Below are 12,927 nucleotides of genomic sequence, written 5' to 3'. Positions count from 1 at the left end.
GACGAAACTCGGCTCCACTCCACACACAGACTAACCGGTCGGTATGTATGGAGGAAGGGCCATGGCAGCGCGCCCCTCAGGGGCGTGGGGCTGTGTCGATTTGCGGCTCCGCCGCGATGGGGGTCCCCCCGCTCGAGCGAAGCCGAGAGTGGGGAGCGACAAGCCACGAATCACCCGCAGCCTACAAACAACAGGCGGGAGCCCTTAGCGTGCTCGGTGCCAGCCTTCCGCGACCACGGAGGTCACACATGCGCCGCCTGTCCAGACGGAGTCTCCTCGCCGCCACAACCGCCGCGGCGGCGTTCTCAGCGAACCCGCCCACCACAGCCGCGGCCGCCCAGGAACCACAGGCACAAAGGGGCGCCCGCCGCCTGCGGACCGGCTTCGAGCGTCTCGCCGCGGACGGCTACACCCTCCTCGACGGCGAACGCGTAGGAATCGTCACCAACCCGACCGGCATCACCCGGGACGTCCGCCACATCGTCGACGTCATGCACGCGGACGACCGCGTGAACCTGGTGGCCGTCTTCGGCCCCGAGCACGGCTTCCGTGGTACCGCCCAGGCCGGCGGCTCCGAGGGCCGCTACGACGACCCGGCGACCGGCCTCCCGGTCTACGACACGTACCTGAAGAGCGGGCAGCCGCTGGCCGACATCTTCACGGCCTCCGGTGTGGACACCGTCGTCTTCGACATCCAGGACGCTGGCGCCCGCTTCTACACGTACATCTGGACGCTGTACGACTGCATGGAGGCGGCCCGGCTCGCCGGGAAGCGTTTCGTGGTGCTCGACCGGCCGAACCCGGTGACCGGCCGGAGCGCCCAGGGCCCCGTGCTGCACAAGGAGTTCGCGACCTTCGTGGGCCGGGAGCCGATCGCGCAGGCGCACGGGATGACGGTGGCGGAGCTGGCGCGGCTGTTCAACAAGGAGTTCCTCGCGGCGCCGGTACCGCTGGACACCGTGCTGATGTCGGGCTGGAAGCGGTCGGACTTCTACGACGCCTCGGGCCTCCCCTGGGTGCCGCCGAGCCCCAACATGCCGACGCCGGACACCGCGCTCGTGTACTCGGGGACGTGTCTCTTCGAGGGGACGAACCTGTCGGAGGGGCGTGGCACGACCCGCCCGTTCGAGCTGCTCGGCGCGGAGGGCATCGACCGGCGGTGGGCCGCCGAGGCGGGTCAACTCGGGCTGCCCGGCGTGCACTTCAGGGAGGCGTACTTCGCGCCGACCTTCTCGAAGTTCCAGGGCAAGACCGTCGGGGGCGTGCAGATCCATGTCCACGACCGGGCCGCGTACGACCCCGTACGCACCGGGATCGCGCTGCTCGTGACCGCCAAGAAGGTGTGGAGCGGCTTCGCCTGGCGCTCCGACAACTGGATCGACAAGCTGACGGGCTCCACACAGGTCCGCACGATGATCGACGCCGGCGCGGGTGCCGACGAGGTCGTGGCGGCCTGGCAGGGCGAGCTGGCGGCCTTCCGCCGGATGCGCGGGAAGTACCTCCTCTATCGCTGAGAAATGAGTTCGGGCCGGTCGAACCGCACGTGGCGTATGGCCAACTCCCTTCCCCAGCGGGACGATGCCCCCGAATGAGCGGGTTACGGGGGCCGAAGGGGGCTCGTCATGACGGAGCCGGAAGTGGGTGTGGCTCCCTACTGGGAGCTGACGTTCGACGCGGACGGGGATGTGAACGCCAGGCAGCGCGACCGGCTGCTGAAGGAGGCGTCGGAGCGGGGCGTCAAGGATCTGATCGTGTTCGCGCACGGCTGGAACAGCGACCGGTCGGGGGCGACACGGCTCTACAGCCGGTTCTTCGAACCGTTCCCCGGGCTCGCGCCGAACGCCCGGCTCGGGTTCGTGGGCGTGGTGTGGCCGTCGATGCGGTTCTCGGACGAGCCGGTCCCCGACTTCGAGCGGGCCGTGACGGCGGCGACCGTGGGGCCGGCTCTGGACAAGGGCACCCGCGGCGGTCTGCTGGAGGTCTTCCCCGGCCGGGCCACCCTGGTCGACCAGATCGCCCGGATGCTCGACCAACAACCTGACGAGGAAGCCGCGTTGGAGGAGTTCGGGCGGCTCGTACGGCTGCTCGTCGAGCTGCACCCCGAGGCGCCGGGGACGGCGTTCGCCGCGGACACCGTGGCTGAGGCCGGGCCGCAGTGCGACCCGGAGATGTTCCTCGGGGACACGACGGAGATGTGCCGGGAGTTCGCGCGGGCGCTGGCGGAGGAACGGGCCGGCGCCGACGGCGAGCTCGCGGTCGGAGTCAGGACCGGAGCGGGGGCCGGGACCGAAGGAGTCCAGGCCTCGTTCGGGCTTCCCCGGGTCTGGGACGGCGCGCACGAACTGCTGCGGCAGGCAACGTACTTCGCGATGAAGCGGCGTGCCGGCACGGTCGGTGAGCGTGGGCTGGGTCCGTTGGTCGGGCGGCTCGCGCAGGTGGCGCCGGGGCTGCGGGTGCATCTCGTGGGGCACAGCTTCGGCGGGCGCCTGGTGTCGTTCGCGCTGCGCGGGCTGCCCAAGGGCGTACGGAACGTGAAGTCGGTGACCCTGCTCCAAGCGGCCTTCTCCCACTACGCGTTCGCGGCTCGGCTGCCGCACGACGCGCGGGGCAAGGGCGTTCTGCACGGTCAACAGGACCGTGTCGACGGCCCGTTGGTCTGCTGCTTCTCGCGCTTCGACTCGGCGCTCGGGACGATCTACCCGATGGCCTCCCGGATGGCGGGCGACAGCGACTCCGCCGCCGACCTCCGGCTTCCGCGCCTGCTCGGCGGCAAGTGGGGGGCGTTGGGGTTCGACGGGGTGCAGGCGGTGGCGGGCACGAAGGGGTTCGAGCTCGCCGACGCGCTGCGGGCGAAGCTGCCCGTGTCGGGGTGCGTGAACATCGACGCGTCCGCGGTGGTGAAGCGCGGTGGAGCCCCGTCGGGGGCCCACAGCGACATCTGTCACCGGGAGTTGGCCCAGGTGGTGCTGGCGGCGGGCCGTATCCGGTGACCCGCCGCCTGCTGGTGCCTGACGTCACCGGTGTGAGGCGAACTCCACGACCTGCTGGTAGGTGGGCCGGTTCTGCCAGCTGATCTTGTTGTGCTTGATGCCGCCCAGCGTGCGCTGGTTGACCGAGTCGGCGCACCACTGGTCGCCGGCCGAGCAGAGGTCGTCGCCCGGGTAGACCTGGGCGGCGGTCTTCCCCGCGGCCTCCTTGAGGGTGTTGATCAGGACGGTCCGGCAGGCGCCGAGGCTGCCGCCGCCGCAGTAGGGCTTGGCGAGTCCGCCCTGCACGGTCTCGCCGAGCACCGCCCGGATGTCCTTGTGGACATAGCTCCACCAGCCATACTGGAAGGAGCTTCCGGCGTGCGAGCCGGTGGGCCCGTGTCCGGCCGACGGCGCCTCGTCCACGGGGAGGTTGTTGGTCATGGCGGTGTAGAGGTCACTGCCGAGGCCGGGTTCGAACTCGGCCTTGACCAGCAGTGGCCACCAGGCGTCCAGGATGCGGATCGCCTCGGCGTTGGCGTATGCCTTCGAACCGGCCGAGGTCTCCTTGCGTTTGGCGCCGGCCGTCACCCAGTCGGACAGTTTCGTCACGGCCGCCGCGGCCGCCGGGTCGGTGACCGGCGAACTGTTCACCACCTTCAGCAGCTTGGGCAGTACGTCCTCGGCGCGCAGGTCGGCCAGCGCGGCGTCGGCCATCGCCTTGGTGAGGGACGCCCTGGTGACCCCGCCCGCGGTGACCAGCTTCTTCACCCGGTCCTCCAGGAGGTTGCCGCGGTGGACGGAGCCGTTGCCCCAGGGAGCCGTGGTGTAGTCCTTGGCCTGTTTGTTGTTCCAGGAGATGTAGTAGTCCTGGTCGATGGAGTTGGGGTGGGCGGACGCCGGTGTGTAGTCGGCGGTGTTCGTCGTCGGCGTCCAGTTCTTCCACTCGTACGCCGGCTGCGCCCAGACCGGGAACTCGGCGTCGACACCGTTGGCGCGGACCGGGTTGTCACCGCTGTTGTAGTACGCGGTGTGCTGCGAGTCGGCGTAGAACCAGTTGAAGGTGTAGTTGATGTGCTGCACCGCCGACTGGAAGGTCTGCGGGCTCTTCACGTAGTCCGGGTCGTTGAGCATCTGGAAGCCGATGATCGAGTCGGCCTCGTGCATGTAGGAGGAGCGCAGGGTGGTGTACGCGACCCGTTTGCCGTCGACCGTGGCGCGATGCGTCACCGGGCCGTATTTGGTGCGCCAGACCTGCATGCGGTACGAGCCTGCCGCGGTGCCGTCGGCGGTGGTGGGCTTCCAGGCGTTGGTCTGCTCGATCTTCTCCATGGCCGTGCAGGTGCCGCGGTAGAGGTAGTGGGTGTCGTCCTGGCACAGCTCGACCGCGTAGGTGTCGATGATGTCCTGGCCGGAGGTCGTGGCGCTCCACGCGTAGTCCTGGCCGCGGCCGAGTTCGACGTACATGCTCAGTCCGGCGAAGGAGGCGCCGCGGGCGCTGAGACCGGGGCCCTGGATCTCCTGGAGCATCAGCAGCTGTGGCGCGAAATAGCCGGTCTGCGGACCGAAGACTGCGATCGGATTGCCGCTCGCCGTGCTCTTGCCGCTCACCACGAGCGCGTTGGACATGCCGCGTTTCGCCGAGCTGAGCGCGCTCGCCGTCGCCGAGGCGGACGTCCCGGTGGCCGTGGCGGTGGCCGCGCTGCCCGTGCGGTCGTAGACCAGCGGCTCCTCGGCCACCGAGCCCGCGGCGGGCAGTGCCTCGCCCTGGGGGTCGGCCGGCTTGGTCGCGTACGGGAAGCTCTCGCCGTTGTGGACCGTGAGCACGGCCTCGGGGTCGTTGCGCTCGCGGAAGGACTCCCAGACCTTGGTGCCCTCCTCCACGCCGTACTTGGACTGGGCCGCCAGGAGTGAGATGGCGTTGTTGACCTCGCCGCCGCCCCCGGAGCCGAAGAGCGCGCCGATGACCGAGGCGAGCGCGACCAGGTCGGTCTCCTTGAAGTGCTCGATGGTCCCGGCGTTGGTGACGGAGTCCTTGTGGCCGGTCAGGACGTATTCGCCGGGGAAGTAGCGACCGCTGTCGGAGGCGTCGATGTAGGCGTTGATGCCGGCGATGTAGGCCCGGACGTCGGCGAGGGCCTGCTGGCCGCGGGCGCCGTTCGTGGCGACGGCGTTGTCGATCTGGGCCTGGAGATCGGCCTCGGTGTAGGGGGCGTGGCGCCAGAACTCCTGCTCAAGGCCCTGGTTGGAGGGCGCGCCGCCGGCGAAGGGGGTCAGTTTGCCGCGTCCGACGTGCCGGAAGACGTCCATCAGCCACAGTCGGTCCTGGGCGGCCGCGTATCCGGCGCCGAACTCCGTGCCGTAACGCGTGGTGCCTGTGATGTGCGGCACACCGGTCTTCTTGTCGCGGACGATCGTGACGTCGGTGCGTCCGGCGGGCTTCAGGGTCGACTCGACCTGGTCGGCGGGGACCCCGAACGAGGCGTCCCTGAAGAAGTCGTTGATCTTGGCGTCGGTGAGCCCGGAGTAGCCCGACGCGAGGTTGCCGTAGGGCGCGAGCTGGTCGTCCGCGTGCGCGGGCTGACTTCCGAAGGCCTGGTTCAGGAGGATCTCGGCGAGGGTCGCGTTGCCGTTCTGGCCCGCCGGGAGGATGTCGGAACACCGTCCGCCGCAGTAGTCGTTGGCGGCTGCCGCGGCCGCCGCCGGGGCGGGCTGCGCGGCGGCCGTCTGGGAAAGAGGTGACAAAAGACCGGCAACGAGCACGCATATGGATGCGCCCTTGAGGAACTTGGTGAATCTGCGGGGAGTTCTCTGTCTGTCGAGGATGGTGCGTGGGGTACGCCGGGGCATGGCTGGCTCCTCGCGACGGGGGTGAGCCGGACGTTACCGCCGGTATCCCCGAGTTTGAAGATGAACATGCGTCACTTTTGGCGTCGGCGGGGCCGGAGGTCCTCCGACGCACCGCCGGCCGCACCGGCCGACGGCGAGAAGCAGACGGTGGACGGCCGAGAACCGTCTGGCGGGCAGTCCGAAACCGCCCGATTGGCGGCTTTTTGACAGTCGCCGAAAAACAGATGGAGCCGAATCGCGTGTCGATACGTCTATTCGGCGACGTCCTTTCGACGACGCCGAAGTGACCGAAGTACAGGTGCAGGTGTGACGGAGGTGCAGGGCGATGGCCGGCTTTCGGAGTCTGGCGAGACAGGTGCGCGACCCGAGGAGCGATCTGGCACTGCGGCGCTATTCACTGCGCAAGTGCCTTGAGAGGTTCGCTCCTTACGGTCACCGGGCGACCTGGGACCATCTGTGCTCCCGGGCCGGGTTCGGCCCCGAGGACCGGTCCCCCGATCCAGCGCGGCTCGTGGCCGCACTGGACGAACTGGAGGAGGCGCGCTCCGTATGGCTCGCCTACGAGGTCGAGTTCGCACAGCGCCGCAAGAAGGAGAAGCACGACGGTCTGCGCAGCCCCGGCAGCGTGGACGACTGGCACCGGCTCACCTGGGGCGGCTTCGGGGTCGCCTGGTGCGACGACCCGCGGGTCCACCCCCATGAGCCGATGGCCGAGGTGCTGCGCCGGCTGATCGCCGCCCTGGAGCGCGAGCCGGGCACCGTCTGCCCGGTCTGCTCGGGCGAGCGCCTCACCTGGAAGTACGACCTGGCCCACGAACCGTCCACGGGCCCGGTCTGCACGGCCTGCGGGATCGTGGTCCCGCGGCCGGTTCTCACGCCCGAGGCCCTGGCAGAAGCCAGAAGAGGGCGTCTATTGATGTCCGTGGCGAGCTAGGCGTACCGGGGGTGCGTCGGCGGAATCGCACCCCCGGGCGATTGGCTACGGCGTCTTGACGTCGGTGTGGATGGCGAGTTTGAACTCGGCGAGCATCAGCGGTGCCGAGACCTTCACGTCCCCCGCGCCGCGCACGGAGATCTTCAGGCCGAGCGGCGTCTGAGGGTGGACGAACATCTGCCACATGTAGGTGCGGTACTGGCCGCCGCGGGTGGGTGCGATGTCGGTCGTGGCCGTCGAGTTGTAGCCCGTCGAGAGGTTCAGCGGGTCCCGGACGTAGCGCGCCCGGTATTCGAGTCCGCGGGAGTCCGCCTCCCAGAAGACCATCGCGGACAGTACGCCCCAGCCGTCGTGACTGGGCCAGATCAGGCCCGAGCGTGCATCGGGGAACTTCGACGCGCTGTCGCCGCCCTTCGCCGGGTCGTGCATGTTCCAGGGGTCGTACTGCTCCTCCCCCGTGACGTACGGGAAGCGCACTAGGTGGTATCCGTCGCTTTCGTACGTGATCTTCTGCGCCCCCGTGTGCGCGGCTTCCCACTTGAGCGAGCAGATGGCCAGGCTCATCGCCTGTTCCTCCTTCGGTCTCCGGTTGTCAGTGGCGGCTGGCACCATCGGGGACATGGTGCAGGTGTGTGTGAACGGGGGACGCGGGTCCGGTGACGGTGCGCTCGTGCCGTTGTCGCCGAGAGCGATGGCCGACTCCGCGGCGGAGGCCGTCGCGGTCGGGGCGTCGGACATCCATGTCCATGCAAAGTCCCCCTGTGGAGAGGACACGCTGTCGCCGAAAGCGGTTGCAGCGACGCTGGAAGAAATACGTTCACGGGTCGGCGTCCCCGTCGGCGTGACCACCGGCGCCTGGGCCGAGCCCGACCCCGCGGCCCGTGTCGCGCGCGTCCGTGAGTGGACCGTCCTGCCCGACCACGCCTCGGTCAACTGGCACGAGCCGGGGGCCGAGCAGGTCGCCGCCGCGCTCCTGGAGCGGGGCGTGGCCGTGGAGGCGGGCATCTGGTCCGGCACGGACGGAGCCGCACGGTTCGCGGCGTCACCACTCGGCCCGCGAGTTCTGCGCATCCTGGCAGAGGTCACGGACCCGAATCCCGACACGGCGGAGGACTCGGCCAAGGAGCTCCTGGCCGCACTGGGAATGGGGTCCGCCACCCCGCCCCGCAAGGGACGCGGGGAACTGCGCGAACAGCCCCCACCGGGCCCGCAGGCCACCACTCACGGCCGTCCCGTCCTGCTGCACGGCGAGGAGGGCGGCACCTGGCCGGTCCTCCGGCTCGCCGGACGCCTCGGACTCGCGACGCGAATCGGCCTGGAGGACACCCTCCTCCTGCCGGGCGGTCAACGGGCGCTGTCCAACGCGGAGTTGGTTACGGAGGGTCTGGCCCAGTACGAGGGGGCACGGCGCCGCGTCCCCTGAGGGGCGCGGGGAACTGCGCGACCGGCCCCCACCGGACCCGCAAATGCAGGTCACCAACTGGCTCCCGGCGGAGCACATACCAGCCCCAAAACCCTTCGCTCCACCCCTTTCCCGTACGGACAGTTGGAGGTGATGAAACCGGTCTGAGGAACCCGAGGAGTCCCGCCATGTCGACGCTGCGCGTCACCGCCGAAGTGCTGACCGTCCACGAGCATCCGAACGCCGACGCACTCGAACTGGCCCAGGTGGGCCTGTACCGAGCCGTCGTCGCCAAGGGCGTGTACCGCACCGGCGAGACCGCCGTCTACATCCCGGAGCAGTCCGTGCTGCCCGAGGACCTGATCGAGGAACTGGGCCTGACCGGACGCCTCGCGGGGAGCAGGTCGGACCGCGTGAAGGCGGTGCGGCTGCGCGGCGAGCTGTCGCAGGGGATCGTCTGCCGGCCGAAGGCGCTGGCCGGCGTCGACCTCGCGCGGGCCGCGGCGGACGGCACGGACTTCGCGGAGCGGCTCGGCATCACCAAATGGGTGCCGCCGATACCGCCCACGATGGACGGCGAGGTCGAGTCGGCTCCCGGTCTGCTGCCCTGGGTCGACATCGAGAACATCCAGCGCTACCCGGACATCTTCGCCCCGGGCGAGGATGTGGTCCTGACCGAGAAGCTGCACGGCTCGGCCTGCCTGCTCACGTACTTCGCCGAGGACGGCCGCGTCCAGGTCTCCTCGAAGGGTTTCGGCGCCAAGTACCTGGCCCTGACGGAGGACCCGCGCAACCTGTACTGGCGCGCGGTCCACGGCCACGGCGTCGCGGCGGCCGCGGCCCGGCTCGCCGAACGGCTCGGGGCGCGCCGGGTCGGCGTCTTCGGCGAGGTGTACGGAGCGGGCGTACAGGACCTCACCTACGGCGCCGACGGCCGCCGCGAGACGCTCGGGTACGCGGTGTTCGACGTGTCCGCGGAGATCGACGGCGAGGTCCGCTGGCTGGACGCGACGGAGCTGCTCACGGGTGAACTGCCGCTCGTGCCACGGCTCTACGAGGGCCCGTACGACATCGGCCGCGTCCTGGAGTTCGCCTCCGGGCGCGAGACGGTCTCCGGGCAGGGGCTGCATCTGCGCGAGGGAGTCGTGATCAGGCCCGCCATCGAGCGGTACAGCCCGGTGACGGGTGGCCGGGCCGTCGCGAAGGCGGTCAGCCCGGCGTATCTGACGCGGAAGGGCGGCACGGAGTACGAGTGAGGAGGGGCCCGGGGCCTCAGAAGCCCAGAGCCTGCTTCAGCCGCAGTCCCTGGGCTCCTTCTCCGGCTGCTCGCGCTGCTTCCTGGCGCCCGGGCGTTCCACCATCAGCCGGGAACCGCTCTGCCGTTCGCCGAAGACGTCGTCGGGGTTGGACAGCACGCAGGTCTCCAGTGAGAGACAGCCGCAGCCGATGCAGTCCGTGAGGTGGTCGCGCAGACGGCCCAACTGCTTGATGCGCTCGTCGAGTTCGGACCGCCAGGCCTCCGAGAGGCGGGCCCAGTCCTCGCGCGTCGGAGTGCGCTCCTCGGGAAGCTCGGCGAGCGCGTCACGGATCGTGGCCAGCGGGATGCCGACGCGCTGCGCGGCCCGTACGAAGGCGACCCGGCGCAGTGCGTCCCGGTGGTAGCGGCGCTGATTGCCTGTGGTGCGGCGACTGCTGATCAGGCCCTTGGACTCGTAGAAGTGCAGGGCCGAGACGGCAGCGCCGCTGCGGGCCGACAACTGGCCGACCGTGAGTTCGTGGATCTTCTCGGGAATCTGGGGCACCCCTCGAAGCCTACCCATCCCGTCGACCTGGCTCGCCCGCCTTTCTCGGCACGCGTCACGCTTCCGGTCCGTTGACAGGGGACCCTCGCCCTACCATGCTAAGCAGTTGCTTAGACATTGCTACACGGGAGGCCAGGGACATGGCAGAGCCGAGGATCTTCGCGTCCGCCGACGAACTCAAGGCGGCGGTGGGTGAGCAGTTGGGGTACAGCGACTGGCTGGAGGTCGACCAGAAGCGGATCGACCTGTTCGCCGACGCGACAGGGGATCACCAGTGGATTCACGTGGACCCCGAGAAGGCCGCGGCGGGTCCCTTCGGGACGACCATTGCCCACGGATACCTGACGTTGTCGCTGCTGCCGCTGTTCGGGCCTCAGCTGATCAAGGTCGAGGGGGTCAGGATGGGTGTCAACTACGGGACGAACAAGGTTCGTTTTCCCGCTCCGGTGCCGGTGGGGTCGCGGCTGCGCGCGACGGCGAAGATCACCGGTGTCGATGAGGTGCCGGGCGGGGTGCAGGTGTCCGTGGGCTTCACCGTGGAGCGCGAGGGGGGCGACAAGCCGGTTTGTGCGGCTGAGTCTGTCTCCCGGTACTACTTCTAGAGTCTCCGGCCGCGTGTGAGCTGCGGGTCCGTTGCGGCTGGTCGCGCCCCGCGGCGGAGCCGCAGATGTCACAGCCCCGCGCCCCTGAAGGGGCGCCCCTGCGCGGGCGCGAGCAACCCGACGGGCTATTTCCCGGACCCGACCATCCTCAGGACCAGGTCCGCGTACAAGGCGCCCACCTCTTCCGGTGTCCTGGTGCCGTTGACGTTGAACCAGCGGGCCACGTCGATGCACAGGGAGAGGACCGCGAGGGTGGTGCCCGGGATGTCCGGGACGTCGAAGTCGCCTGCCGCCACGCCGTCCTGGATGATGCCGCGGACCTCGGCGTCGACCTGGCGGCGCAGGGCGATGATCTCGGCCCGGGCGTCCGGGCCGAGCGAGTCCAGTTCGTACTGCACGACCCGTGCGGTGGTGCGGCCCCCGGCGTGCCAGCGGACGAAGGAGCTCACGGCGTCCGCGAGCCGCTCGGTGGCGCTGCCCTCGCGCCGGGCCGCCGTCTGCAGGATCTCCAGGGCCTTCTCGTGGCCGATCCTGCTGATCCGGTGGAGCAGTTCTTCCTTGGTCTTGTAGTGGATGTAGAGCGCGGCCGGGCTCATCCCCGCCCGGCCCGCGATGTCGCGGGTCGTCGTCGCGTGGTACCCGCGCTCGGCGAAGGCCTCCACGGCGGCGACGAGCAGCCGCCGGGCCGCGTCCGGGGTGACCTCGGCCCACGGCGGCATCTCCGCACCGGCCGTCTCCTCCGCCGTACTCATCGCTGGTTCGCCCCTTCCACTGGCAGAACGAACACCATACCTCCGATGCTGAGCGGGCGCTTAGAGTGCCCGATCAGAGGCGTGGGAAACCCGCTCAGCGCTTCACAGCTTCTCGAAGGGGTCGTGTGCGGCGAGGAGCTTCTCCAGTCTGGCCTGGTCGACCCGGCTGACGATCTGCCCGGCCTCCTGGCGGTCGCGGATCACCTTGGCGAGGGTGAAGGCGGAGGTGACGAGGTAGAGGACGGCGATCCCCAGGAAGGCCCGCACCCAGGTGTCGGCCTCCAGCTTGAAGATGCCGATGGTGGTGGCGACGACGGCGACGCCGAACGATAGGACCGCCTGGCCGTAGAAGGCGGCGGTGTTCTGCTGCTTGACCGGTGTCTCACTCATGCGGACCAGAATCGGCCGACGCGGCCGCAGCCACATCCGCTCGCGTACTCAGACGCGTACTCAGAAGGCCGAAATCCCTGTCAGCGCACGGCCGATGACCAGTTTCTGTATCTGGCTGGTGCCCTCGTAGAGGGTCATCACGCGGGCGTCGCGCAGCAGCTTGCCGACCGGGTACTCGTCGATGTAGCCGTAGCCGCCGAAGACCTGGAGGGCGTTGTTGGCGGCGCGCACTGCGGCCTCCGAGGCGAAGAGCTTGGCCTTGGAGGACTCGGTGGCGAACGGCTCGCCCCGGTCGACGAGATCGGCGACCCGCCAGGTGAGCAGCCGGGCCGCGTCGACGTCCACGGCGATGTCGCTGAGCAGTTCCTGGACGAGCTGGTGGTGGGCGATGGTCTTCCCGAACTGCTCGCGCTCGGTCGCGTACGTCACGGCGGCGTCCAGTGCGGCCTGGGCGATGCCGACACAGCCGGCCGCGACGGACATCCGGCCCTTGGCCAGCGCGGACATGGCGATGGAGAAGCCCTTGCCCTCTGGGCCGAGCATCGTCGAGGCGGGCACGCGGACGCCATCGAGGACCAGCTCGGCGGTGGCCTGGCCGCGCAGTCCGAGCTTTCCGTGGACGGTGCGGCGGGTCAGGCCGGGGGTGTCGGTGGGCACGAGGAAGGCGGAGACCCCCTTGTGACCGGGGGCGTCGGTCGAGCGGGCGAAGAGCAGCACGACGTCCGCCCAGGTGCCGTTGGTGATGAACATCTTGCTGCCACTGATCACGTAGTCGTCGCCGTCGCGCACCGCCCTGGTCGAGAGGTTGCCGGCGTCGGATCCGGTGCCCGGTTCGGTGAGGCCGAAGCAGCCGACGTACGCACCCGAGGTGAGCCCCGGCAGCCACTGCCGCTTCTGCTCCTCGCTCCCCCAGGACGCGATGGTCTTGGCGACGAGGCCGAGGGAGACCGAGACGATGCCTCGGACCGAGGAGTCGCCGCGGCCGAGCTCCTCCGTCACCAGGCAGTACGCGAGGTGGTCGCCGCCGGATCCGCCGTACTCCTCGTCGACCGTGAGGCCCAGGAAGCCGACGTCGCCGAGCTTCTTCACGATCGAGCGGTCGACCTCCTCCGCCCGGTCCCAGGCGACGACGTGCGGGGCGATCTCCCGGTCGACGAAGTCCCTGGCGAGCCGTCGGACGGCGGTCTGCTCCTCGCTGAGCCCCAGGTTCATGACGAGTCCTCCCGGTC

Annotated in this window: 12 protein-coding genes; 6 read left to right on the top strand and 6 right to left on the bottom strand. The window is 69.9% G+C overall.

All coding sequences use genetic code 11. The features are described from left to right. Nucleotides 1–248 precede the first annotated feature (248 nt). Both OG718_RS41510 and OG718_RS41505 read left to right on the top strand, forming a co-directional pair. Nucleotides 249–1,514 carry an exo-beta-N-acetylmuramidase NamZ family protein gene (locus OG718_RS41510; protein WP_328846614.1) on the top strand — a complete coding sequence of 422 codons (1,266 nt, stop codon included), beginning with the start codon at nt 249–251 and terminating at the stop codon, nt 1,512–1,514. Between the two features lie 108 nt (nt 1,515–1,622). Continuing rightward, nucleotides 1,623–2,990: a serine-threonine protein kinase gene (locus OG718_RS41505; protein WP_328846613.1), complete on the top strand. Its 1,368-nt coding sequence runs from the start codon at nt 1,623–1,625 to the stop codon at nt 2,988–2,990. 24 nt (nt 2,991–3,014) lie between these two features. Here OG718_RS41505 and OG718_RS41500 read toward each other — a convergent pair whose 3' ends face one another. Then, a complete protein-coding gene (locus tag OG718_RS41500; RefSeq protein ID WP_328846612.1) occupies nt 3,015–5,816 on the bottom strand; it encodes a penicillin acylase family protein in 2,802 nt (933 codons plus the stop codon). Nucleotides 5,817–6,141: 325 nt separating this feature from the next. Here OG718_RS41500 and OG718_RS41495 point away from each other — a divergent pair, with 325 nt between their 5' ends. Then, on the top strand, nt 6,142–6,750 hold the full coding sequence (locus tag OG718_RS41495) for a hypothetical protein (RefSeq protein ID WP_306940844.1): 609 nt from the start codon (nt 6,142–6,144) through the stop codon (nt 6,748–6,750). A 45-nt stretch (nt 6,751–6,795) separates the two neighbouring features. On the opposite strand, the gene OG718_RS41490 is transcribed toward OG718_RS41495, so the two are convergent. Further along, the gene (locus OG718_RS41490) at nt 6,796–7,314 is read right to left on the bottom strand and encodes a hypothetical protein (RefSeq protein ID WP_306940843.1); all 519 of its coding nucleotides are present in this window, start codon (nt 7,312–7,314) and stop codon (nt 6,796–6,798) included. A 55-nt stretch (nt 7,315–7,369) separates the two neighbouring features. On the opposite strand from OG718_RS41490, the gene OG718_RS41485 reads away from it, so the two are divergent. Together OG718_RS41485 and OG718_RS41480 are read left to right on the top strand one after the other, a co-directional pair. Next, nucleotides 7,370–8,173 (top strand): 3-keto-5-aminohexanoate cleavage protein, encoded by an 804-nt coding sequence (locus OG718_RS41485; RefSeq protein ID WP_328846611.1) that lies wholly within the window; start codon nt 7,370–7,372, stop codon nt 8,171–8,173. A 167-nt stretch (nt 8,174–8,340) separates the two neighbouring features. Beyond that, nucleotides 8,341–9,408 carry an RNA ligase (ATP) gene (locus tag OG718_RS41480; RefSeq protein ID WP_306940839.1) on the top strand — a complete coding sequence of 356 codons (1,068 nt, stop codon included), beginning with the start codon at nt 8,341–8,343 and terminating at the stop codon, nt 9,406–9,408. 36 nt (nt 9,409–9,444) lie between these two features. On the opposite strand, the gene soxR is transcribed toward OG718_RS41480, so the two are convergent. Then, the gene (gene soxR, locus OG718_RS41475) at nt 9,445–9,954 is read right to left on the bottom strand and encodes a redox-sensitive transcriptional activator SoxR (protein WP_143635807.1); all 510 of its coding nucleotides are present in this window, start codon (nt 9,952–9,954) and stop codon (nt 9,445–9,447) included. A gap of 140 nt (nt 9,955–10,094) precedes the next feature. Here soxR and OG718_RS41470 point away from each other — a divergent pair, with 140 nt between their 5' ends. After that, nucleotides 10,095–10,556, top strand: a complete 462-nt coding sequence (locus OG718_RS41470; RefSeq protein WP_143635809.1) for a MaoC family dehydratase — start codon at nt 10,095–10,097, stop codon at nt 10,554–10,556. Nucleotides 10,557–10,681: 125 nt separating this feature from the next. Here the strand turns inward: OG718_RS41470 and OG718_RS41465 are convergent, their stop codons facing one another. The 3 genes from OG718_RS41465 to OG718_RS41455 all read right to left on the bottom strand — a co-directional run bounded on the left by OG718_RS41465 (nt 10,682) and on the right by OG718_RS41455 (nt 12,910). Then, nucleotides 10,682–11,308 carry a TetR/AcrR family transcriptional regulator gene (locus OG718_RS41465; protein ID WP_143635811.1) on the bottom strand — a complete coding sequence of 209 codons (627 nt, stop codon included), beginning with the start codon at nt 11,306–11,308 and terminating at the stop codon, nt 10,682–10,684. 102 nt (nt 11,309–11,410) lie between these two features. Then, nucleotides 11,411–11,698 carry a YiaA/YiaB family inner membrane protein gene (locus OG718_RS41460; RefSeq protein WP_055612233.1) on the bottom strand — a complete coding sequence of 96 codons (288 nt, stop codon included), beginning with the start codon at nt 11,696–11,698 and terminating at the stop codon, nt 11,411–11,413. A 60-nt stretch (nt 11,699–11,758) separates the two neighbouring features. Further along, a complete protein-coding gene (locus OG718_RS41455; RefSeq protein WP_143635813.1) occupies nt 11,759–12,910 on the bottom strand; it encodes an acyl-CoA dehydrogenase family protein in 1,152 nt (383 codons plus the stop codon). Nucleotides 12,911–12,927 lie beyond the last annotated feature (17 nt).

Origin of the sequence: Streptomyces sp. NBC_00258, assembly GCF_036182465.1 — a bacterium.
Classification (GTDB): domain Bacteria; phylum Actinomycetota; class Actinomycetes; order Streptomycetales; family Streptomycetaceae; genus Streptomyces.
This window is presented reverse-complemented; position numbering and strand designations above follow the sequence as displayed.

Coding starts and splice junctions, on each gene's coding strand:
- OG718_RS41510 (WP_328846614.1), top strand. CDS start 249: ATGCGCCGCCTGTCCAGACGGAGTCTCCTCGCCGCCACAACCGCCGCG.
- OG718_RS41505 (WP_328846613.1), top strand. CDS start 1,623: ATGACGGAGCCGGAAGTGGGTGTGGCTCCCTACTGGGAGCTGACGTTC.
- OG718_RS41500 (WP_328846612.1), bottom strand. CDS start 5,816: ATGCCCCGGCGTACCCCACGCACCATCCTCGACAGACAGAGAACTCCC.
- OG718_RS41495 (WP_306940844.1), top strand. CDS start 6,142: ATGGCCGGCTTTCGGAGTCTGGCGAGACAGGTGCGCGACCCGAGGAGC.
- OG718_RS41490 (WP_306940843.1), bottom strand. CDS start 7,314: ATGAGCCTGGCCATCTGCTCGCTCAAGTGGGAAGCCGCGCACACGGGG.
- OG718_RS41485 (WP_328846611.1), top strand. CDS start 7,370: ATGGTGCAGGTGTGTGTGAACGGGGGACGCGGGTCCGGTGACGGTGCG.
- OG718_RS41480 (WP_306940839.1), top strand. CDS start 8,341: ATGTCGACGCTGCGCGTCACCGCCGAAGTGCTGACCGTCCACGAGCAT.
- OG718_RS41470 (WP_143635809.1), top strand. CDS start 10,095: ATGGCAGAGCCGAGGATCTTCGCGTCCGCCGACGAACTCAAGGCGGCG.
- OG718_RS41465 (WP_143635811.1), bottom strand. CDS start 11,308: ATGAGTACGGCGGAGGAGACGGCCGGTGCGGAGATGCCGCCGTGGGCC.
- OG718_RS41460 (WP_055612233.1), bottom strand. CDS start 11,698: ATGAGTGAGACACCGGTCAAGCAGCAGAACACCGCCGCCTTCTACGGC.
- OG718_RS41455 (WP_143635813.1), bottom strand. CDS start 12,910: ATGAACCTGGGGCTCAGCGAGGAGCAGACCGCCGTCCGACGGCTCGCC.